Genomic DNA, 18,163 nt, shown 5'->3' with positions numbered 1-18,163 from the left:
TCTCGGTCGTATTGTGACCGTACATGCGGTTCGGTGGGTTACACGTGGATTGTCCGGGGTGCGCCCGGCGTACGTCACCCGCCGCAGCCGCCGGTCGTCCGGGCCCAGGCCTCCGCGAACATCTCGTGCAGCGGCGCCGTCGGCAGCACCCGGTCGAACGGGGCTTCGATCTGCCCCCGCCACGTCGGGCGCACCCGGTGGCTCGCCAGCTTCACGGTCTCCAGCGGCAAGTGCGGGGCCTTCAGCTCGGTCCACGCCCCGGGCAGGAACAGGTTCCGGCCCGCCCGTGCCCGCTTGGCCTCCACCACGGCGCCGGTGGCCAGGAGCTCCGCCCGGACCTCGGCGTGACGCTTGGCCGTCCAGCCGTTCCAGCGGCGCACGTTCCGGTCGGTCGGTGCGGCCAGCGCCGCCAGTTGGAGGTACAGCGCCGCCGCGTCCGTACCCGTGCCGAGCTCCACCGCCACCTGGGCGACCAGCTCCGGGCAGGACTGCCGCGGATCCGCCTCGTACGCGCCGTCCGGCACCGCTCCCGAGGCGGCCCGGAGCATCATCCGCTCCAGCGCGCCGCCGGGCAGCAGCGGCTCCACCCGGTCCAGGCCCGCCGCGAGACCGGTGATCGCGCGTATCCGACGCCACACCTCGGGGCCGGTGACCGCCGAGGGTCGAAGGAAGGCGACACCCCCCGGCGCACACACCACCAGCGGGCCGGAGTCGTACGCCGTCATCGGAGCCGGATCCTTCTCCTTGCGGCGGTCCATCGCCACGGGCAGGCGCTCCGGCCCGAACTGCTCGGCGATCGGTGTGGTGGAGTCGGCGACCACCCCGCCGGGCAGGTCCAGCAGCAGCTCCGGACGCTCCAGCTCGACCCGGAGCCGCTCGTACAGTGCCGGTGCGCCGGCCACCGCGGGATCACCGACGGGGCGGTCCGTCCACGCCCACACCAGCGCGCTCGAGATCCGCCCGAACTCCAGCCCCACCGGAGTGCCGTACCGCAGCTCGGTCCCGGCCGGGGCCAGGGGCCTGACCTCCACCTCGGTGCCGTACGGGGTCGCCGCCAGCTCCCAGCCCACCGCGGGCACCGTCGAGTCATCGGCCGCTCCGTAGCCGCCCGCGAGCCGCCGCGCCCACACCTCCGACAGGCCCAGGTCGGCCTCCAGGGCATCGGCCGCCTCGTCGTGCACGGCCGGGAGGGCTCCGAGGAGGTCCCGCCACACCCCGGCCATGCGTTCCACGGCCGCCGTGACCCCGCCCGGCCGCCACAGCTCGGCCGGATCCTCGGGCAGGGCCGCGGACAGCAGGGCGCGCCGACCGGCGGCTCCGAGCCGTGCGCGCAGTTTCTCGTACGACTCCGCGGTCATCGGGGTCGCCTTGTACGGGGCCTTGCAGGCCAGGGAGCGGGCCTCGTCCCGGCCGGGCCGGCCGACCAGGCCGGCCACCACGAGCCGCGCCACGGCCCTGCGCACGCCGGTCAGTTCGGCGAAGCGGGCGGCCGCGGACTCCGGCACCGGGACCGGCCCGTGCTCCTCGACCGCCGCGACCAGGGCCCGGAGCCGGGCGGCGTCGTCCCGCTCCACCCGCACCAGCCGGGCCTGTGCGGCCGCGGCCGGGATCGGCTCGCCGTCCCGGTCCTCGGCGGTGTCGGCCGCGGGGGTCACGAACCAGTGCCGGGCACCTCCTTCCCGTACGGCGGCCGACGCCACGGCCCTCCCGTCGGCCCGCAGTGCGTCCACGGCCGCGGAACCGTCGGTGCGACCCACCCACCAGGTGCTGCCCGCACGGGCGAACGGCTGGTCGGCCCAGGTGTCCAGGAGCGCGAGCAGCGCCGCCCGCTCCGCGTCCGGGGTCGGTGCCACGGCCGCCCGCCAGGCCGCGGAGTCGATCGATCCGAGCAGCTGCGACCAGTCGTGCGGCGGCGCGGGCGGCGAGAGCCGCCGTACCTCCTCCGGGATGGTCCCGGCCAGGGCGGCGCCGTCGGCGGCCAGCGCGGCCAGCGTCGCGGGCAGTGGCGGCTCCGGGGCGCGGTCGCGTCCCCCGTCCGACACCAGCCCGAACAGCGCGGGCATCAGCTCGGTGTCCGGCGCGGACCGGCGCGGCAGGGCCGGCGGGGCCTCGGAGAGCAGGGCGACGCGCCGGTGCAGGGCTCGCCGCCGCTCCTCCACCCGGGCGGCCCGCGCGGCCACCGCCACGACGGCCTCGACCAGGACCGGGTCGGTGACCTCCGGCAACTCCCTGGCCACGGCCGCGCGAAGGGCCGCCGAGCCGCCGGGGGCCGTCGAGCCACCAGGGGTCGCCGTGTCGCCGGGGGTCGCCGAGCCGCCGGGGGCCGTCGAGCCGGCAGGGGTCGTCGAGCCGCCGGGGACCGCCCCTCCGGCGAGGGCCGCCCCGTCGTCGAGGGCGGCCTTCAGCAAGGCGTCCGCACTCTCCGGCCGCACGGTCCGCAGCGCCCGCGATCCGGCCGCGTCCCGCGTTCGCAGCAGGTACCAGAAGGCCGGCGGCAGGGCCACGCCGCCCGACACGGTGACCCGCCGGGTGGGCGTCACCCGGGGGTGGTGGGGCGACTGGTGCCCGTCCAGTTCCCACAGCAGTACGCCGTCGGCGGTGTAGGCACGCACTCCGGTACGGGTCTGCGCCTCGGCGAGGACCACGTCCTCCACCGCACCCTCCGGCGGCGACCACAGCCCCCAGGGCTCCTGCCCCGGCCGGTCGATGTCGAAGCGGGCGGTGCGCCCGTCGATGCTCTCCACGAGGTAGTGGTTGGGCGCCGGGTCTCGGTGCCCGGTGCGGAACAGCACCCGGGTCCCGACCAGGCCGTCGCGGCTGCCCAGCGGGGAGCCGGCCAGCCCGGCGGGCAGCGGCGCCAGCTGCAGGGCCTCCCTGGCCAGGGCCATACCGGCCTCGGACGGTTCCGCGGCCGGATCGGCGTTCGCGGCGCGCCCCGGGAAGTCCGGCAGCGCCGCCGCACCCCGCCGCTCCCCGGTGACGGGGTCCACGACCTCCCACGGCCGGTCGCGGAAGACGGCGTTGCTCCAGATCCGGGAGCCGTCGCCGAGTTGCAGCTCCTCCCTGTCGATGCCCCCGGTGCCGCCCGGGCGCAGCACCCGCAGGCCGCCGTGCCGCCCGCCGCCGTCCGCGGTCTCGAACTGGAAGCCGTACGCCCCGTCCAGACTGCCGCCGAAGGGAACCAGACCGCTCTGCTCCTCCGGGGTGAAGGGCTCCTCGGGCCGGTCGGCCCAGACGGCGGTGTCGCAGGAGAAGCTTCGCTCGAGGGTCCAGCTCACCAGGAAGGAGCCGCCGACGTAGTGGACGGCGTACATGGTCGCCCCCTCGGGCACCGTGAACCGGCAGGAGCCGCGGACCCCGTCGGGGGAGACGGCGACCGCCCGGTCCCGCCCGAACACCGTCAGCACCGGCCAGGTGGAGGTCACCCCCGCCACGCCCGGCAGCGTCCGGTCCGCTTCCCCGGGCCCGGCGTCGGCGGCGAACTCCGCGTACACCGACTCCAGTTCCGGCCACGCCAGTTCCTCCGGCAGACCGGCCGCGAGCGAGCGCCGCAGCGCGCCCGCCGCGCAGGCTTCGGCGAGGGCGTCGACGACCCCGCCGAGCGCCGACACCGTCGGCCGGTCCAGCACGGTCTCCAACTCGTCCACGGCCTCCTCGGCCCCGGCCATACCGCCGCCCGCGACCGTGTCGACGAGCTTGCCGACCCGCCCGGCCACCTCGTTCGCGATGCCCTCGTTGCCCGGCAGCAGCGTCACCGCCGAACCGGCCCGGCGACCGCCCGCCGCCGTCCGGTTCGGGAGCAGACCCGCGTGCACGGTCCCCTCCAGCCGCGGGCCGAACACCGGGTCGGCGGCCAGCGCGGCCAGGTCCCGCCGGGAACGCTCCCCCCAGAAGCGCATGCCGACTTCGGGGCCGGGGTCGACGACCGGGACCCCGGCCGCCAGGCAGGCGTCCAGGACGTCCGCGTCGAAGCCCTGCCAGTGGTGCCGGGTCGTGTGCAGCGTCACCGGGGCGCCGGCCGCCCCCAGCCGGGGCCCCAACCGGCCGACCAAGTCGAGGAATTCCCCGGGCAGGGGTTGGCGTCCGACCCCGCCACCGGACTGGACCGCGTACTGGTACATCCGTACGAACTCCCCGACCCAGTGGTGCAGTCCGCCCTCCGGCACCACCCGGCCCGACTCCATGGCCTGCGCCGCGCCGCAGCCGATCAGCATCCGCAGCCACGCCCCGCCGTCGGTGGCCCCGTCCGGGAAGACCTCCACCAGCGCCGCCGAGACCTCCTCCGTCGGCGGATGGGCCGTCAGGACCGGTACCGCGGCGGTCAGCAGGGCGTCCGGCACCGACTTCTTCCGGGTGACCGACAGGATCGCGCCCACCAGCCGGGCCACCTCCTCCTCCCCGTGCCCGGCCGCCTTCGTAGAGGCCCGCACCCGGCGCACCAGATCCGCCGGCAGATCCGCGGACGAGCCCGCCCACGCGGTCAGGAACGCGTCCAGCGCCGCGTGCGCCGCGGCCGGTTCCAACGTCTCGGCGAGGAACCGCTGATGGGCCCCGAACTCCTTGGCCGGCATCGCCCCGCCCTTGGCGAACAGCAGCGCGTTGGCCCGTCGGTAACCGGGATCCACCGGCAGCCCGTGTTCCGCCTCAGCCGCACGGGCCGCCGCATAGGCCCGCCCGCCCGGCCGGCTCCCGTAACCGATCAGCCGGTGCCCCACCGTGTCCCAGAACCAGGGCAGATGGGCGGGCGGCAGCCGCCGCGCCCGCACGGCCATCGCGTCGACGAACCCGCCCGGCTTGGTCCAGAGCCGGCCCAGTTCGGAGCGCATGTCGTCGATCAGACCGCGCGCGACCGGCTCGGCGCCCGGATCGTGCGCGGCGACCCAGTCGGCGTAGGTGGTCGAGGTGTGCGGACCGGCGGCGGGCAACAGGGCTTCGAGCGAGGCGATCATGCTCCGGATCGTCGCACGCGCCACCGACAGCGCCCCGCAGGGGCCGGGTGCGACAGGATGTGCGGGTGCGGACGACGAGCGAACTGGTGGCGAGGGCGGCCACGCTGGCCGCCCGGGGCGGCGGGAGCAGCCGGGGCAGCCGGCGGATCCTGGGCATCGCCGGGCCGCCGGGGGCCGGGAAGTCGACCCTGGCGGCCCGGCTCGCCGAGGCGCTCGGGCCGGACACGGCCGTGGTGGTCCCGATGGACGGGTTCCACCTCGCCCAGGCCGAACTGGCCCGGCTGGGGCGGGCGGACCGCAAGGGCGCCCCGGACACCTTCGACGCCGCCGGATACGTGGCCCTGCTGCGCCGTCTGCGCGGATCGGACGCGGCCACGGTCTACGCACCCGCCTTCGACCGCTCCATCGAGGAGCCGGTCGCGGGCAGCATCCGCGTCGATCCGGGCGTACCACTGGTGATCACGGAGGGGAATTACCTGCTGCACGACGAGGGGGAGTGGGCTTCGGTCCGGCCGCTGCTCGACGAGGCCTGGTACCTCGCCCCGGCGGAGGAGCTGCGGGTGCGGCGCCTGGTCGACCGGCACGTGCGCCACGGCAAGGACCGGGAGTACGCGCGCGCGTGGGTGACCCGCTCGGACGAGCCGAACGCCCGTCTCGTCGCCCCGGGCCGCCACCGCGCCGACCTCGTCGTCGACCCCGGCTGACCCCGACGACCGCCACCACCCTTGTCCCCGGCCCACTTGGCGGGATCCGGCTCCCGGTGAGCCGAAGGCCCGGCGGCGCGTTCACCCGAACCCACAGGTCGGCGCCCGACCGGGCGGACCTCCACGCCGGTCCGGGTGCGCACGGGCTCTCGTCCGTGTCCGAATGCCGTCGATCGCCACGTCAAACCCCGCGCCGGACGAGATCACTGCATCGAAGTAATGCAGACGGCTCTTCAAGGTCATCCGGCTGCGCGTGCCGCTAGTGTTCCCACGGATCTGGACGGATTCCCAGATATTCGCCCCCCTTTTTCCTCTTTCACCGGTGACGTGCCATGCGCCGATCGCCGCCCTTGAGAAGGAGTGCTCGTCCGATGACCGTTGACGCCAGCCCGGAAGCGCAGCTGGAGCAACACCCCCAGTCCAGCCTGAGCACGGCAGCCGCCCGCAACCTTGCCACCACGACCAAGTCCGCCCCGCAGATGCAGGAGATCACCTCCCGCTGGCTGCTGAAGATGCTCCCCTGGGTGGAAACCAAGGGCGGCGCCTACCGGGTGAACCGCCGGCTCAGCTACACCGTCGGCGACGGGCGCATCGACTTCGTCCAGGACGGCGCCAACGTCCGCGTGATCCCCCGGGAGCTCGGCGAACTCGCCCTGCTGCGCGGTTTCGACGACGTGGACGTGCTGACCGAGCTCGCCGGCCGGTGCGTCCAGCGCGAATTCCGGGCCGGTGAGGTGCTGGTCCAGCGCGGCGCCCCCGCCGAGCACATCCACCTGATCGCCCACGGCCGGATCAGCCAGACGACCGTCGGCAAGTACGGCGACGAGGTGTCCGTCGCCGTACTCGCCGACGGCGACCGGTTCGGCGAGAACGCGCTGCTGGACGGCGACGCCGGGTGGGACTACACGGCCACGGCCGAGACCCCCGGCACCCTGCTCACCCTGTCCCGCGCCGACTTCGCCTCCGTGCTCTCCGCGGCGCCGAGCCTCCGGACCCACATCCACCAGTTCAGCTCGCTGCCCCAGCAGCGGCAGAACAAGCACGGCGAGGCCGAGATCGCCATGTCGGCCGGCCACACGGGCGAGGCCGAACTCCCCGGCGCCTTCGTCGACTACGAACTCAAGCCGCGCGAGTACGAACTCTCCATCGCGCAGACCGTGCTGCGGGTCCACACCAGGGTCGCGGACCTCTACAACGGGCCGATGAACCAGACCGAGGAGCAGCTCCGGCTGACCATCGAGGCCCTGCGGGAGCGCCAGGAGCACGAACTCGTCAACAACAGGGAGTTCGGCCTGCTCCACAACGCCGACTTCAAGCAGCGGATCCAGACCCACTCGGGCCCGCCCACCCCCGACGACCTCGACGAGCTGCTCTGCCGGCGCCGCGGCACCAAGCTCTTCCTGGCCCACCCCAAGACGATCGCGGCGATCGGGCGCGAGCTCAACGCCCGCGGGCTCTACCCGGACCACGTCGACGTCGGCGGGCAGTCGGTCCCGGCCTGGCGAGGGGTCCCGATCCTGCCCTGCAACAAGATCCCGATCAGCAGGGAGAACACCAGCTCGATCATCGCCATGCGAACGGGCGAGGACAACCAGGGCGTCATCGGTCTGCGCCAGACCGGTCTGCCGGAGGAGTACGAGCCGGGCCTGTCGGTGCGCTTCATGGGCATCAACGAGCAGGCGATCATCTCGTACCTGGTCACCACCTACTACTCCGCCGCGATCCTGGTGCCCGACGCGCTCGGCGTGCTGGAGAACGTACAGATCGCCCGCAGGCGCGATTAGCGCCCGTCCGGCGGATCAGGGTCGGACAGGCCCTGGAGACCACCACCCAACGGACTCGACGGCCGTCACCACGGCCACGGCGGCCCGGGACTTCCCGGGCCCGCCGCCGAGCATGCCCGGGATCCGGGACAGCCCTTCCACTTCACCAAGGAGCCACGGATGCCCGATCCCGGGCTTTCCCCCTTGCAGTCCAGCCTGCCCGCCGCCGCGGCCCGCTTCGGGGCCCACGTCCTGGCCGAGGCCCTGGCCCACGGCCGAGGCTCGGCGGAGCCCGCAGGCGCTGCTGCCGCCCTGCCGTCCCCGCCGACCCTGCCCTTCGGCCGCGCTCCGGGCGCGCAGGAGGTCCCCGTCGGCGTCCCCGTCCCCGACGGGGGGCCGAGCCCGGCCATGGAGCGGATCCTGCGCGGCCCCGGTGGCCTCGGTACGGCGGGGCTGAGCCTGGCCCGGCGGCCGGAGCCACCGGCACCGGGGGCACCGGATGCGGAGGCGCGGCCGGAACCCGCGGCGGGCAGCAGGCCGATCCCGGGCCTCTACCACCACCCGGTACCGGAGCCCGACCCCGCCCGGGTGGAGGAGGTCAGCCGCCGGATCAAGCGGTGGGCGGTGGACGAGGTCCAGGCGTTCCCCCCGGAATGGGAGGACCAGTTCGACGGCTTCTCGGTGAGCCGCTACATGGTCGCCTGCCATCCGGACGCGCCCACCGTCGACCACCTGATGGTCGCCGCCCGGCTGATGGTCGCCGAGAACGTAGTCGACGACGCCTACTGCGAGGACGGGGCCACACCCGCCGACGTCGGCGGCAGGCTGCTCCTCGCGCACACCGCCCTCGACCCGGTGCACACGACGGGGGAGTACCAGCCGGCGTGGGAGGAGTCGCTCTCCTCGGACGCCGCGCGCCGCTCCTACCGCTCCGCCATGGACTACTTCGTCCAGGTGGCCACCCCGGCGCAGGCCGATCGGTTCCGCCACGACATGGCCCGGCTGCACATGGGATACCTCGCCGAGGCGGCCTGGGACGAGACGGAGTACCTCCCGGAGGTGTGGGAGTACCTGGCGATGCGCCAGTTCAACAACTTCCGTCCCTGCCCCACGATCACGGACACCGTCGGCGGCTACGAACTGCCGGCGGACCTGCACGCCGTGCCCGCCATGCAGAGGGTCATCGCCCTCGCGGGCAACGCCACCACCATCTCCAACGACCTCTACTCGTACATGAAAGAGCTCAAGAGCCCCGGCAGGCACCTGAACCTGCCCGTGGTGATCGCCGAGAAGGAGGGCCTGTCCGACAAGGAGGCCTATCTGAAGGCGATCGAGGTCCACAACGACCTCATGCACGAGTTCGAGGACGCGGCCGCCGCGCTCGCCGTGGCCTGCCCCGACCCGCGCGTGGCCCGGTTCCTCAAGGGCGTCGCCGCATGGGTCGACGGCAACCACTACTGGCACGCGTCCAACACCTATCGCTACACCCTGCCCGATTTTTGGTAAACGAGGGGACCTATTCAATGACCAGCACCGTCAGCAACAGCACCTTCATCCCCGCACCGGCGACGCCGTACCAGGGCGACATCGCCCGCTACTGGAACGAGGAGGCCAGGCCCGTCAACCTGCGCCTGGGCGACGTCGACGGCCTGTACCACCACCACTACGGCATCGGTGACGTCGACCACGCGGCCCTCGGGGACACCGCGGACAGCGCATACGAGAAGAAGCTGATCGCCGAGCTGCACCGGCTGGAGTCGGCTCAGGCCGGGGTCCTGCTGGACAACCTCGGGGCCATCGGGCGGGACGACACGCTCGTGGACGCCGGCTGCGGCCGCGGCGGCTCGATGGTCATGGCCCACCAGCGCTTCGGCTGCAAGGTCGAGGGCGTGACGCTCTCCGCCAAGCAGGCGGACTTCGGCAACAACCGGGCACGCGAACTGGGTATCGAGGAATCGGTTCACTCCCGGGTCTGCAACATGCTCGACATGCCCTTCGAGACGGGGCAGGCCGCCGGTTCCTGGAACAACGAGTCGAGCATGTACGTCGACCTGCACGACCTCATGGCCGAGCACTCCCGCGTCCTCGCGGTCGGCGGCCGCTACGTGACCATCACCGGCTGCTGGAACCCGCGTTACGGCCAGCCCTCGAAGTGGGTCTCCCAGATCAACGCGCACTTCGAGTGCAACATCCACTCCCGCCGCGAGTACCTGCGCGCCATGGCCGACAACCGCCTCGTACCGCAGGCCGTCATCGACCTGACCCCCGAGACCCTGCCCTACTGGGAGCTCCGGGCCACGTCCTCCCTGGTCACCGGCATCGAAGAGGCCTTCATCAACTCCTACAAGGACGGCTCCTTCCAGTACGTCCTGATCGCGGCCGACCGCGTCTGATACCGGGCACCGTCGGGGGCCGGGTCCGTCAGCCGACGGACCCGGCCCCCTTGATCATGTGCGGAGGAGCGCCGGCTAGGATGCGGCGCATGTCGCAGCCAGTGAAACTCGTCATCCTCATCACGACCCTTCCGGGCCGGGGCCGGGAACAGATCGCCGCGTTCGAGCGCCTGGCCCCGCTCGTGCGGGCCGAAGAGGGATGCCTGCAGTACGACATGCACCAGGTCAGCGGCGAGCCCGAGCGCTTCGTCCTCATCGAGCGGTGGGCTTCGCAGGAGGCGCTGGCCGCGCACGACGTCACCCCGCACATGGTCGAAGCCGACGCCGCGAGCCCGGCGTTCCGCGCCGGCCCCGCCGAGGTCATCGCGCTGGCCGCGGACCCGCTGGCCTGATCCGGGAAGGCGGGCCCGGCCGGGCCCGTCAGCCCCGGTCCTTCTTGCGGCCGGCACGTCCCGCCATCGTGGTGCGGCCCCAGCGGCACAGCAGTCCGAGCAGGCAGGCCGCGGTGGGCACCCACAGGACGGCGAAGGTCACGATCCCGGCCGGCGAGGTCGAGGTCACGGCCCTGAGGAACGCCGCCACGGAGGCCATCGAGAGGAGGCACGCGCACAGCGCGAGCCCGTCGCTCAAGGAACCCGTCCATGGCCTGATGCCGCGGCGCAGCGTGCGCAGTCTGCGGTCGAGGACCGGATCCGTCCGAAGCCGGGCCTCCATGTCGTCGAGGATCATCCGCTCCTGCCGGGAGAGCTCGGGGCCGTCCATGGCCACCTCCCGAGACTCGGTGCTGCCTGCTCTGCGAGTACCCCATTGTGGACCGCTTACACGTGTCATCGGCAACCCAGGGGCGAGGGCCGGGCAAACGCGCCGATCGGGGCGCCACGGCGTCACGCGTCCGCCCTGACCGGATGCCGCAACAGGTAGCCGAACGCGGTGGTCACCAGGGCCGCCATACAGGCGATGAACACCAGCCCCGCGCCCTCCAGCCCGATCGGCTCGACCAGCAGCCCCACACCGATCACCGGTACGGAGATGCCCGCGTACGCCACCACGAACAGGGTGGAGATCACGGCGGCGCGCCGGTCCGCGGGAGAGGCCGCGGCCACCGCGGCGAGCGCCCCGCGGAACGCCAGGCCCTGCCCGACCCCGCCCACCACCGCGCTCAGTACCACCAGCGCGAGCAGGTCCCATCGCAGGGCGCCCGCCAGCAGGGCCAGCCCGGTGAAGAGCCCGACGCAGCCCAGGGGCAGGGACCGCCCCACCCCGACCCGGCCGACGGCGAGCTGCCCGGCGGTCGAGGAGAAGAAGGCGAGTGCGACGACGAGCCCGGTCACGGCGCGGTTGTGCACGTCCAGGGACTCCGCGAGGAACGCGGGGCTGACCGAGGTGAACACCCCGAACAGGGCGAAGCCGGCGAACGAGGCGATCGCGGCGGGTGCGAACACGGCCCGCACCCGCGAGGGCAGGCCGGGCCGCTGAGGGCGTACGGCGCTCCACGGCCGGCGGTCCCGCACCGTTTCCGGGAGCAGCAGCAGGACGGCCGTGGAGCAGGCCACGAGCGCCAGGTGCACGACGAACGGCAGGTAGAGGGGCCACGGGGCGTACTGCGAGAGCACCCCCGCGAGCAGCGGGCCACACCCCAGCCCGCCCATGTTGGCGGCCGTCGCCACGAACGTGGCCCGGGAGGCGCCGTGTTCCGGGGCCAGCTCCATCACGTACGCCGTCGCGGCGCCGGTGAAGAGGCCGGCGGACAGTCCCGAGAGCAGCCGGCCCGTGTACAGCCAGCCGACCCCGGTCGCGCAGAGGAAGCAGACCGCGCTCGCCGCCGCGAAGCCCAGGCCCGCCAGCAGCACCGGCCGCCGGCCCACGGTGTCCGAGGCGTTGCCCGCCAGCAGCAGCGCCCCGATGACCCCGAAGGCGTACACGGCGTACACCACGGTCACCGTCAGCTCGGAGAACCCGAACTTCTCCTGGTAGAGGCCGTACAAGGGGGTCGGTAGCGTGGTGCCCGCCATGCACACGGCGAACACCGCCCCCATGAGCACGCACTGCCGCCAGCCTCGGCGATCACCGTCCATGGCGCAGACGGTAACCCCGCGCACCGCCCGGTTCCGGACGGGGCGACTCCGGCGCGCCGCCGAGTTCCCGCCCCGCCGGCCTGCGGGTCGGCCGCGACGAGATCGTCGTCATGGAACCGGACGGCGCCGGCCCGCCGCCCCGCCGTCCCGGGCCGGGCCCCGATCTCGGCGACCGGGCCCCCACGCCGGGGCGGCAGGGCTGACGCACGCTCAGGTCAGACGGTCACCCCTTCCGCGCGCGCGGCGGCGACGGGCGCCGCGAGGCGGCCCGTGCGGTGCAACCCGTACAGGGCGGCGGCGCACCCCAGGCCCACGCCGGAGAGCGCGAGCCACGGCAGTGCGGACACACCGGCGGCCCGTGCCGCGTCCAGCGCCGCGCCCGTGAGCAGATTGCCGACGGCGATGCCGACGCCGCAGACGGTGTTGTAGAGACCGTAGTGCGTCGCCACCAGACGGTCGCCCGAGAGCCGGACGATGGTGTCCATCTCGAAGGGGTACGCGATCATCGTGCCCAGCGCCAGCAGCAGGGCGGCCAGCGCCGGGGGCACCGAGGCCAACAGCCACCGCCCCGCCCCGCCCTCGGGCACCGGCAGTGCCGTCGCGGCCGGCAGGGGCAGGAAGGCGACGGCCATGGTCAGCAGCCCCAGCACCAGCGCACGGCCCGGCTCCATACGGGCCTTGCACCAGGCGGTCACTCGGGTCTGGAACAGGATCGTGCTCAGCCCGGAGACGGCGAACAGCACCGCCACCGCCGCCGTGCCGCCCGTGCCCCCGCCGCCCAGGCGCCGGACCTCCAGCGGCAGGGCCAGGTAGACCTGGAAGGTCAGGACGTACGAGCCGATCATGGCCAGGGAGAAGAGCAGGAACGGGCGGTTGGAGATGATGCCGCGCCACTGCCGGAGCACGCTCTCGCGCCGTCCGCCGCCCTGCGGCGACACTTCGGCGCCGTCCCCCCTGCGCGCGGGCAGGGCCCGGATCTGCACGAGGCCCAGCAGGGCGAAGATCCCCGCGGCGACCAGGCAGGTGACGCGGAAGTCGACCCCCGTCAGCACCATGCCCACCAGCGGCCCCAGCAGGATGCCCGCCTGGTAGAAGACGTTGAACAGGGCGAAGGCCTCCACCCGGCGCTCGCCCGCGTCCACGGCCAGGTAGGCGCGGGTGGCCGGGTTGAACAGTGCCCCGGCCAGTCCCGTCGCGGCGGAGGCGCCGATCAGGGCGGGCACGGAGTCGACCAGCCCGAGGGTGGCGAAGCCGGCGGTGCGCAGCGCCAGCCCGGTGATGATCATCGGCTTGTAGCCGAACCGGTCGGCGAGGGTCCCGCCGATCAGGAACATGCCCTGCTGGCTGAAGTTGCGCACTCCGAGGATCAGCCCGACGGTCCAGCCCGCGAGCCCCAGCGGGCCCGCGAGGTGCGCCGCCAGGTAGGGCATGAGCATGTAGAAGCCGAGGTTGATGGTGAACTGGTTGACCATCAGCAGTTGGACGCTGCGCCCGTAGGAACGGACCTGCGCGATCGTGCCCGTCATCAGGCCGGTTCCTCCGCGCGGTACGGCTCGGAGCCGTCCGCGTCGTCGGTGCGGTCCGTGTCGTCCGTGCCGTCCGCCTCAGGGCCGAGGGTGAGCGGGTCGACCACGGCGCCGCACCGGGTCCAGCGCGTGACCTCCTTCTCGTCCAGCCGCCCGATCGTGTCCGGTTCGGCGGCCGGGGGCCCGTCGAGCAGCCCGTGGGCCGCGCAGTAGTCGTCGTCGTACACCGTGCTCAGGTAGCGCTGCGGCCCGTCTGGGAAGACCGCGGCGATCCGGGTGTCCGCGGGCAGGGTGCGGGCGAGCCAGCCGGCCACGAGCGCGACCGCGCCGACGCTCCAGCCGCCCGTGGCGTAGTGGGACGCCGCCAGCCGGCGGCAGGCCCACACGGCCTCCGCCGGGGCCACCCAGTGCACCTCGGAGAACTGCTCGTAGGCGACGTTGCGGGGGTAGATGCTCGACCCGAGGCCGCGCATCAGCCGGGTCCGGGCGGGCTGGCCGAAGATGGTGGACCCCACGGTGTCCACGCCCACGAGCGTCAGGCCGGGGTAGAGCCGGCGCAGGACCCGGGAGACGCCCGCGGAGTGTCCGCCGGTGCCGACGCTGCACACCAGGACGTCGATGTGGCCCATCCCGGTGGCCAGTTCCAGGGCCAGCGGGGTGTACGCGGTGGTGTTGTCGGGGTTGTTGTACTGGTCCGGGCACCACGACCCGGGATACCGCTCCAGCAGCCGGGTGACCCGGTCGCGCCGGGCCTGCTGCCAGCCGCCGGCGGGGTGCGGTTCGGACACGACGTTGACCTGGGCCCCGTACGCGGTCAGCAGCCGGGTCATCGACGACTCCAGCCCCGGGTCGGTGACCAGGGTGACCGGGTGCCCGTAGACCATGCCGGCCAGTGCGAGGCCCAGGCCGAGGGTGCCGCTCGTGGACTCGATGATCCGGGCTCCCGGTGCCAGGTCCCCTCGGGCGCGGGCGCGTTCGACCATGTGCAGGCCGGGGCGGTCCTTGATGCCGCCGGGATTGAATCCCTCCAGCTTCGCCCAGAAGCCGCGCCCCGCCGGGGCGAGGGGCTCCGAGACGTGGAGCAGGGGGGTGTTGCCGACGAGCCCGGACAGGGCCGTGCGGGCAGGGGGCGTCACGGGCGACAGGTCGGTGATCGATGTATGCATTTTTCCGCTCTCAATCGAAGATGCGTCAGGTGCTCGCTCATCGGGAGCGGCCTATACGCGCCATCGACACACGCCGGTCAGCGTGGAGCGGCCGGATCGGTCTATCGGAGAGAGTTCGGCGCGGGGCGCCGCGGCAGGGCCGGTCGTCGTGGCCGGTACGGCACCGGCGACGGGCAGCGCGAGGTCCGCGGCCACCGTGCCCTGGGCGCCGGCCTGGGCCTGCGGGGTCAGCGCGGGCGCGGCGCAGGTCGAACCGTGCTCGGTGTGGGCGGGCTCCTCGTGCCCGGCGGAGGCGGTGTAGGCGTTGTGCCCGGCACCGTCGCCGTGCGGATAGGTGGAGCAGTGGAACGCCGCGAACAGCAACGCGGTGAGGACGGCCAGCAGCACACCGCGCACCCAAGACGTGCCGGGGCGGGTGCGGGCTGTGACCATGCCGTGATCTTAGCGTTTTCCTCGCGTGATGACCGTCTGCAAATCGGTCAACATCATTCGGCGATTTCCGTACGCTCCCACCACTCGTAGACGGGTTGCCGGCCCTCGGGGCCGTCCTGGGTCCGGGACGTGCTGCGGAAGTGTTCGTAGCCGCCGCGGTGCGGGATCTTCAGGTCTTCGCCGGGGGTGGGGACGGGGACGCTCCGCTCGGGCAGGTCCTCCGGTCCACCCTCCAGCACTGCCTTGTTCGGCATCTCGCCACTCCTCTCACCCGTGTGTCCATACCGGCATCCGGTCCATGTCCATCGACGGATCCGACGTCTGGAGGCCCGGGAGCACCCAGCCCTGGAACGGTGCGAGTACCGCCAGGACCAGGAAGACGACGCCGACCGCATAGGCGAGCCACGGGCCCTGTCGCCACAGCTTCTCCAGGAAGATCACGGCGGCCAGCCCGGCCATGGCGGCCACGTTCATCACCCCGAGCGGAATCAGGACGATCATCAGCCCCCAGCAGCAGCCGACGCAGTACGTCCCGTGGTGCGCGCCCACGCGCAGGTCCTTGGCCCAGGGCCGGAAACGCGCGTACCGCAGCAGCTGGAACATGGGGCTGCGGCAGTGCCGCAGGCAGACCGACTTCAGCGGCCCGAACTGCTGGACCGCCGCCAGCAGGAAGGCGCCCGCGCCGATCCAGCGGCCCGCCCCCGGGTGGGCGTCGAGCAGCCGGTCGGTCATCGCGAGCAGCCCGTAGGCGACCAGCCCGAACGCGGTCCACGCGAGCAGGTAGCCGACGAGGAACCCGGCGGTCCGCAGGGCCCGCACCGGGCCCGCGGACGTACGGCCGATGGCCGCGACCCAGGTCAGGGCTACGGGTGCCACCGAGGGCAGCATCATCGCCGCCATCATGACGACCCACAGCAGGAGGAACGGCGGCAGTTCCATGCCCATCGTGCCGGTGCCCGCACCCATCTCGCGGGACTGCGCGACCGTCAGAGCCCAGGCCAGTGCGGCGAGCAGGGTCAGCAGGATCCAGGCGACCGCCAGCTCGCGCTTCGGCAGCAGGACGCCGGGCCCGGTGGGGGCCGGCGGCGCCAGTCGGACGTGCGGCATGGCACTCCTCCCGAACCCGCGAGGACACCTCCAGCACAGCACAGAACGGCGGCCGGTGCCCGCCCGGCCTGGTCCGCCCGCCCCGGGAGGCGGAGAATGGTGCGGGGGACCTCCCGAGGAGGCGGGATCATGTCCGAGACGACCACGGCGACCGTTCCGAGATGGCACGTCGCGGGGGACTGGTTCGATACGTGCAGGTGCAACATCCCCTGCCCCTGCAACTTCGCGCAGCCGCCCACCTTCGACGCGTGCGACGGCGTGCTCGCCTGGCGCGTCAACGAGGGAAGGTACGGCGACGTGCCGCTCGACGGGCTCAACGTGCTGCTGCTCGGCTCCTTCACGGGCAACCTGTGGGGTGAGCACTCCGACGCGTACGCGGCGGTCTTCTTCGACGAGCGCGCGGACGACGCGCAGCGCACGGCCCTTCAGATGATCTTCGGTGGCCAGGCCGGCGGCTGGCCCGCGCAGCTGGTGGGCACGCTCGGACCCGAGATGCGGGGCATGGACTTCGCCCCGATCGAGATCGAGGTCGACGCGGACCTCGGAGGCTGGCGGGCCTCGATCCCGGGCCGGGTGGAGGCCGGGGCGGTGGCGCTGACCGGGCCGACGACGCCGGAGGGCGCACGCGTCCAGACGGTGAACGCGCCGGGTTCCGAGACCGGGCCGGGCCAGGTCGTCACCTGGGGCCGGGCGACGGCGGACCGGGCCGACGCCTTCGGTTTCCAGTGGAACCGTGAGGGCCGGTCGAGCAAGCACATCCCCTTCGACTGGAGCGGCCCCGACGCCTGACCGTTCAGGCGGTCTGCCGCACCGGTGCCGGCAGGGGCGACGAGGCCGGCCGGATGAGGAGTGCGGTGGTGGCCGCGCCCAGGGAGACCGCGCCGAGCACGGCCGCCGTGACGGGGAGTCCGGCGCCCGCGGCGAGCCATCCGGCGAGCGGGTAGGTGAGCAGCCAGCAGCCGTGGGACAGCGAGAACTGGGCGGCGAACGCGGCCGGCAGGTCGGCGTCCGGGGTGCAGTCGCGGATCACGCGCCCGCCCGGGGTCAGGACGGCCGAGCAGGCGGCGCCCACGGCGGCCCAGGCGGCCAGTAGCGCGGGCCAGGACCAGGAGCCGGGTGCGACGGCGGTGAGCGCGACGACCCCGGCCAGTACCAGGGGGAGGGCGAAGGCGGCCGGGAGCATCACGGCGCGGTCGTCGAAGCGGCGCAGGAGGCGGGGCAGGAGCAGCGCCGTGACCATGGAGCCGGCCCCGTACGCGCCCAGGGCCAGGGAGACGGCGCTCGCCGGCCGGCCGAGGTGGTCGCGGACCAGGACGACGGTGTCCACGAAGACGATCGCCCCGGCGGCGGCGACCGCGAGGTCCAGGGCGAGCAGGGCCCGCAGCCGGGGGACGGCCAGGAACAGGCGGACGCCGTACGAGGCCCCGTCGCGGAATCCGGCTGCCGGCCGGGCCGGGCCGTCGTCCGGGTCGGGACCGGGAACGGCGGCGGACAGGATCAGGGCGGCGGAGGCGAGGAAGCCCAGCACCGTCCCCGCGAACAGCCAGTCGTAGGAGACCAGGGTGAGCAGGGCCGCGGCGAGGGCAGGGCTGAACAGGCTCTCCAGGTCGTAGGCGAGCCGGATCATCGACAGGGCTTGGGTGTAGTCGCGCTCGGCGGGGAAGAGGGCGGGGACGGTGGCCTGGAAGGCGGGAGTGAAGGCCGCGGACGCCGACTGGAGGACGAAGATCAGGACGTACACCTGCCAGATCTCGGTCACGAACGGCAGGGCCAGCGCGACCGCGGCGCGGAGCAGGTCCGTCGCCACCAGCAGGGTCCGGCGCGGGATGCGGCACGCGACGGCGCAGGCCACGGGGGCGATGGCGACGTAGGCGATCATCTTGATCGCCAGCGCGGTCCCGAGCACGGCGGAGGCCCGGTCCCCGGCCAGGTCGTGGGCGAGCAGGCTCAGCGCGACCGTCGCGAGCCCGGTGCCGATGAGGGCGACGGCGTGGGCGGTGAACAGGCGGCGGTAGGTGCGGTTGCGCCATACGGAGAGCATCGGCGGC

15 protein-coding genes are annotated in these 18,163 nt (G+C 73.7%); 6 read left to right on the top strand and 9 right to left on the bottom strand.

The window, feature by feature from the left end:
• Window positions 1–74: 74 nt before the first annotated feature.
• Window positions 75–4,949, bottom strand: a complete 4,875-nt coding sequence (locus ACIQ5Y_RS12660) for a hypothetical protein (protein WP_403878914.1) — start codon at window positions 4,947–4,949, stop codon at window positions 75–77.
• Between the two features lie 65 nt (window positions 4,950–5,014).
• Here ACIQ5Y_RS12660 and ACIQ5Y_RS12655 point away from each other — a divergent pair, with 65 nt between their 5' ends.
• From ACIQ5Y_RS12655 to ACIQ5Y_RS12635, 5 genes are all read left to right on the top strand, one after another.
• Window positions 5,015–5,653, top strand: a complete 639-nt coding sequence (locus tag ACIQ5Y_RS12655; RefSeq protein ID WP_403878911.1) for a nucleoside/nucleotide kinase family protein — start codon at window positions 5,015–5,017, stop codon at window positions 5,651–5,653.
• 371 nt (window positions 5,654–6,024) lie between these two features.
• A complete protein-coding gene (locus tag ACIQ5Y_RS12650) occupies window positions 6,025–7,437 on the top strand; it encodes a family 2B encapsulin nanocompartment shell protein (protein WP_403878908.1) in 1,413 nt (470 codons plus the stop codon).
• A gap of 159 nt (window positions 7,438–7,596) precedes the next feature.
• Window positions 7,597–8,922 (top strand): family 2 encapsulin nanocompartment cargo protein terpene cyclase, encoded by a 1,326-nt coding sequence (locus tag ACIQ5Y_RS12645; RefSeq protein ID WP_403878905.1) that lies wholly within the window; start codon window positions 7,597–7,599, stop codon window positions 8,920–8,922.
• Between the two features lie 17 nt (window positions 8,923–8,939).
• Complete coding sequence (locus ACIQ5Y_RS12640) at window positions 8,940–9,809, top strand: geranyl diphosphate 2-C-methyltransferase (protein WP_403878902.1); 870 nt, start codon at window positions 8,940–8,942, stop codon at window positions 9,807–9,809.
• Window positions 9,810–9,898: 89 nt separating this feature from the next.
• A complete protein-coding gene (locus ACIQ5Y_RS12635; RefSeq protein WP_403878899.1) occupies window positions 9,899–10,201 on the top strand; it encodes a putative quinol monooxygenase in 303 nt (100 codons plus the stop codon).
• Window positions 10,202–10,229: 28 nt separating this feature from the next.
• On the opposite strand, the gene ACIQ5Y_RS12630 is transcribed toward ACIQ5Y_RS12635, so the two are convergent.
• From ACIQ5Y_RS12630 to ACIQ5Y_RS12600, 7 genes are all read right to left on the bottom strand, one after another.
• Window positions 10,230–10,571, bottom strand: a complete 342-nt coding sequence (locus ACIQ5Y_RS12630; protein WP_403878896.1) for a DUF3040 domain-containing protein — start codon at window positions 10,569–10,571, stop codon at window positions 10,230–10,232.
• Window positions 10,572–10,693: 122 nt separating this feature from the next.
• Complete coding sequence (locus tag ACIQ5Y_RS12625; protein WP_403878893.1) at window positions 10,694–11,884, bottom strand: MFS transporter; 1,191 nt, start codon at window positions 11,882–11,884, stop codon at window positions 10,694–10,696.
• Window positions 11,885–12,099: 215 nt separating this feature from the next.
• Window positions 12,100–13,410, bottom strand: a complete 1,311-nt coding sequence (locus tag ACIQ5Y_RS12620; protein ID WP_403878891.1) for an MFS transporter — start codon at window positions 13,408–13,410, stop codon at window positions 12,100–12,102.
• Window positions 13,410–14,576, bottom strand: coding sequence for a PLP-dependent cysteine synthase family protein (locus ACIQ5Y_RS12615; RefSeq protein WP_403878888.1), 1,167 nt, complete (start codon window positions 14,574–14,576; stop codon window positions 13,410–13,412). The genes ACIQ5Y_RS12620 and ACIQ5Y_RS12615 overlap by 1 nt, the downstream gene beginning before the upstream one ends.
• Window positions 14,577–14,627: 51 nt before the next feature.
• Window positions 14,628–15,008: a hypothetical protein gene (locus ACIQ5Y_RS12610; protein WP_403878885.1), complete on the bottom strand. Its 381-nt coding sequence runs from the start codon at window positions 15,006–15,008 to the stop codon at window positions 14,628–14,630.
• Window positions 15,009–15,061: 53 nt separating this feature from the next.
• Window positions 15,062–15,262 (bottom strand): DUF5988 family protein, encoded by a 201-nt coding sequence (locus ACIQ5Y_RS12605; RefSeq protein ID WP_403878882.1) that lies wholly within the window; start codon window positions 15,260–15,262, stop codon window positions 15,062–15,064.
• A gap of 13 nt (window positions 15,263–15,275) precedes the next feature.
• On the bottom strand, window positions 15,276–16,115 hold the full coding sequence (locus ACIQ5Y_RS12600; RefSeq protein ID WP_403878879.1) for a DUF2182 domain-containing protein: 840 nt from the start codon (window positions 16,113–16,115) through the stop codon (window positions 15,276–15,278).
• A gap of 129 nt (window positions 16,116–16,244) precedes the next feature.
• Here ACIQ5Y_RS12600 and ACIQ5Y_RS12595 point away from each other — a divergent pair, with 129 nt between their 5' ends.
• On the top strand, window positions 16,245–16,904 hold the full coding sequence (locus ACIQ5Y_RS12595) for a DUF1326 domain-containing protein (RefSeq protein ID WP_403878876.1): 660 nt from the start codon (window positions 16,245–16,247) through the stop codon (window positions 16,902–16,904).
• Between the two features lie 4 nt (window positions 16,905–16,908).
• Here ACIQ5Y_RS12595 and ACIQ5Y_RS12590 read toward each other — a convergent pair whose 3' ends face one another.
• Window positions 16,909–18,156, bottom strand: a complete 1,248-nt coding sequence (locus tag ACIQ5Y_RS12590) for an MFS transporter (protein WP_403878873.1) — start codon at window positions 18,154–18,156, stop codon at window positions 16,909–16,911.
• Window positions 18,157–18,163 lie beyond the last annotated feature (7 nt).

This window comes from Streptomyces sp. NPDC096339 (assembly GCF_044762985.1).
Classification (GTDB): Bacteria; Actinomycetota; Actinomycetes; order Streptomycetales; family Streptomycetaceae; genus Streptomyces.
The sequence above is the reverse complement of the archived record's forward strand: the minus strand, read 5'-3'. Positions and strand labels throughout refer to the sequence as shown.

Bases quoted from the DNA above. Each gene is read 5' to 3' on its own strand.
- ACIQ5Y_RS12595 (WP_403878876.1), top strand. From the start codon at position 16,245: ATGTCCGAGACGACCACGGCGACCGTTCCGAGATGGCACGTCGCGGGG.
- ACIQ5Y_RS12640 (WP_403878902.1), top strand. From the start codon at position 8,940: ATGACCAGCACCGTCAGCAACAGCACCTTCATCCCCGCACCGGCGACG.
- ACIQ5Y_RS12620 (WP_403878891.1), bottom strand. From the start codon at position 13,410: ATGACGGGCACGATCGCGCAGGTCCGTTCCTACGGGCGCAGCGTCCAA.
- ACIQ5Y_RS12605 (WP_403878882.1), bottom strand. From the start codon at position 15,262: ATGCCGAACAAGGCAGTGCTGGAGGGTGGACCGGAGGACCTGCCCGAG.
- ACIQ5Y_RS12610 (WP_403878885.1), bottom strand. From the start codon at position 15,008: ATGGTCACAGCCCGCACCCGCCCCGGCACGTCTTGGGTGCGCGGTGTG.
- ACIQ5Y_RS12645 (WP_403878905.1), top strand. From the start codon at position 7,597: ATGCCCGATCCCGGGCTTTCCCCCTTGCAGTCCAGCCTGCCCGCCGCC.
- ACIQ5Y_RS12650 (WP_403878908.1), top strand. From the start codon at position 6,025: ATGACCGTTGACGCCAGCCCGGAAGCGCAGCTGGAGCAACACCCCCAG.
- ACIQ5Y_RS12630 (WP_403878896.1), bottom strand. From the start codon at position 10,571: ATGGACGGCCCCGAGCTCTCCCGGCAGGAGCGGATGATCCTCGACGAC.
- ACIQ5Y_RS12615 (WP_403878888.1), bottom strand. From the start codon at position 14,576: ATGCATACATCGATCACCGACCTGTCGCCCGTGACGCCCCCTGCCCGC.
- ACIQ5Y_RS12590 (WP_403878873.1), bottom strand. From the start codon at position 18,156: ATGCTCTCCGTATGGCGCAACCGCACCTACCGCCGCCTGTTCACCGCC.
- ACIQ5Y_RS12625 (WP_403878893.1), bottom strand. From the start codon at position 11,884: ATGGACGGTGATCGCCGAGGCTGGCGGCAGTGCGTGCTCATGGGGGCG.
- ACIQ5Y_RS12600 (WP_403878879.1), bottom strand. From the start codon at position 16,115: ATGCCGCACGTCCGACTGGCGCCGCCGGCCCCCACCGGGCCCGGCGTC.
- ACIQ5Y_RS12635 (WP_403878899.1), top strand. From the start codon at position 9,899: ATGTCGCAGCCAGTGAAACTCGTCATCCTCATCACGACCCTTCCGGGC.
- ACIQ5Y_RS12660 (WP_403878914.1), bottom strand. From the start codon at position 4,949: ATGATCGCCTCGCTCGAAGCCCTGTTGCCCGCCGCCGGTCCGCACACC.